This is a genomic window from Paracoccus aerius, assembly GCF_014656455.1.
GTDB lineage: Bacteria > Pseudomonadota > Alphaproteobacteria > Rhodobacterales > Rhodobacteraceae > Paracoccus > Paracoccus aerius.
This window is the reverse complement of the sequence record NZ_BNCL01000070.1, coordinates 1-2,222: the sequence shown is the minus strand read 5'-3', so window position 1 is coordinate 2,222 and position 2,222 is coordinate 1. Positions and strand designations below refer to the sequence as shown.

Annotated in this window: 2 protein-coding genes; both read left to right on the top strand. The window is 54.5% G+C overall.

The features are described 5' to 3' along the window. The first annotated feature begins 238 nt into the window (after positions 1 to 238). Entirely contained in the window at positions 239 to 457 is a 219-nt protein-coding gene (locus IE224_RS20650) for a hypothetical protein (protein ID WP_191313384.1), read from the top strand. 905 nt (positions 458 to 1,362) lie between these two features. Beyond that, positions 1,363 to 2,019: a VPLPA-CTERM sorting domain-containing protein gene (locus tag IE224_RS21230; RefSeq protein ID WP_229849500.1), complete on the top strand. Its 657-nt coding sequence runs from the start codon at positions 1,363 to 1,365 to the stop codon at positions 2,017 to 2,019. Positions 2,020 to 2,222: the final 203 nt, after the last annotated feature.

Sequence of the window (2,222 nt, the reverse complement as noted above, 5' to 3'; positions counted from 1 at the left end):
TTCCTTGTGGAGGATGAACTAGCCGCACAAGGTGGACGCTTCACGAGAGCAGACGACTGGGCCTCTTATGTGGTGCAGGACGGGTCAGAACCCAGGTTCCTCCAAGGAAATGGCACAGCGGCTTCTATCTGCCTTGAACAAGGCCCTGTCAGGAGAAGGCAATCCAACGCTCTCCACAGTCTTGAAGGCTGCTCCGGCCTCGGGCTGAAGGTGTCGATCCAGCCTGCAGCGTAAGCCTATGACAAAGCTTGCCGATTTGAAGCAGCGCTTGTTGGAAAATCCGGAAGTCCGTAACGCATACGCCAAAGACAATGCCGCGTTTTCCTTGATGAAGGGATTTTCCAGCCGAGCGGCGCGAACTCGTAACACACAACACAAAGGCCGCTCGGCTGATGGGTCGGTTATGCCGGATATTGAGGTGTCCGGCAACTTGTCCAAATGGACAACCGGAAGTTGATTTCTCCTGGTCCTGTAGCTTATCGATCCAAAGCCCGCAGAGAACCAGACGAACCGGCTTCTAGACACTTCAAGGTTGTTTCGCAGCAAGCTTACACAACCAATAAAAATCAAGGACTTATAGGGAACCTTCTTTGTTCAAGAGGGTTCTAGGCCTGTAAAAAGTTGCTGTGTTTGTAGTTTTTTTCGTTCCCGAGTGCCTGTTCCGAGTATGCCCCGCCCCTCCTGGCGGGGCCTTTGGACCCCCGACAAGCGGTGCTATTCCGGCAACTTGTCGATCCAGATCCCGCAGAACCTGTAGCCGTTCGCATTGGTCACGATCGTTCCACCGTCCCGATCGCAAAAGATGCCCGGATATTTTCCGAACTCGCGGGCATTACCGCTTTCTACGATCCAGAAGGCCGCCAGAAGGGCCAGGAGCGCCCCTGTGAGGACGGCAGAGACCAACCAGACCAGAACCCGCCAACCACCTCCAGGCCTCCCTACGGGCCTCTCCGGCGGCCTTGATGCTTCCGAACTGCGCCATGGCCACCGGCGCGGAAACAGCCGGTGATTGTGAAGATCATGGGGCACAAGCGGATTTCGCAATGCTTGGCATAAGTTTCTGGAGAACTGCTAGGGGGTATGTAAGCGCAGCCGCTGAGCGTTCAGGCGGTTCAGATAAAGGCGGTGTTACGGAGCCAAGTCCAGACGATTCGAGAAAAGGATCAGGAGCTCTTTTGCTTTGCTTCAATGCATCCTTATTCAAGCACAGGTTGTTGCTGCCTGACTCTATAAACAGCAAACGTCATTTCTCTAAATTTTTGATGAAAAGAAATATTAGTCACAATGGCTTATCTTACATCAGAATTTGCATTCTATGAAACCGTAAACCTGGGGTGGAAATTCTGCATAAATAAGCAATGAGTGGAAAATGCCTTCTCCTTCAGTATGATGGCTAAGCGTTTCGGCATAGCCGGCAACGTTGCATGGCCATGTAACGATCGAGAGGAATTTACCATGTACTTGAAGGCTTTTTGTGCTGCCGCAGTGTTGGCACTCGCCGGGGGCGCTGCCTCGGCTGCAACCTGCACCGGCAGTTTCGGTGGCGGTCAAACCACGACCTTTACCGTGAACCAGACAGTCCCCACAGGCTCGAGCGTCAGTGCGGCCTGCGTCAACAACTCAAATGACAGCGAAGGTGCTGTCAGTGGCTTGTTCGGCATCGACACTTGGATGCTGGGTGACAAGTCCGGTGATGAAGATGATGGAGACGGAATGGTCTTCTTCACGACAGAGTTTTCCGAAGGCACCACATCGGGCCTTTGGGAAATTGCCAATCCTGACAACTACTCGTCCGTCATGCTGGTTCTGAAGGCCGGCAATACCTTCGGCGCCTTCCTTCTGGACTCGGCTGCATTGATGGCAGGCGACTGGTTCACCAGCCGCGATCTATCGCATGCGTCGGTTTACTATGGCGGTGAACCCACCCCGGCACCGGTCCCGCTTCCTGCGTCAGCCCTGCTGCTGCTGGGTGGTGTGGGTGGTCTGGCTGCCCTGCGTCGCCGTCGGAAAGCCGCCTGATCACGATCGGCCACTCAAGCACTCCGCTGTAGATGGTATGAAGAAAAAGGCCCGCGTGCTGCGGGCCTTTTGTATTCAAGCATACTGGCCTAAATCTTGACACCGAGCTGCCCTGGATATCGAAGACCCGCACTGCCAGGCGGGTCTTTCTTGTTTACAGGATGGCCCGCGCCACGCGGATCATCTGAAGCAGCTCATAGTTT

Bases quoted from the DNA above. Each gene is read 5' to 3' on its own strand.
- IE224_RS20650 (WP_191313384.1), top strand. From the start codon at position 239: ATGACAAAGCTTGCCGATTTGAAGCAGCGCTTGTTGGAAAATCCGGAA.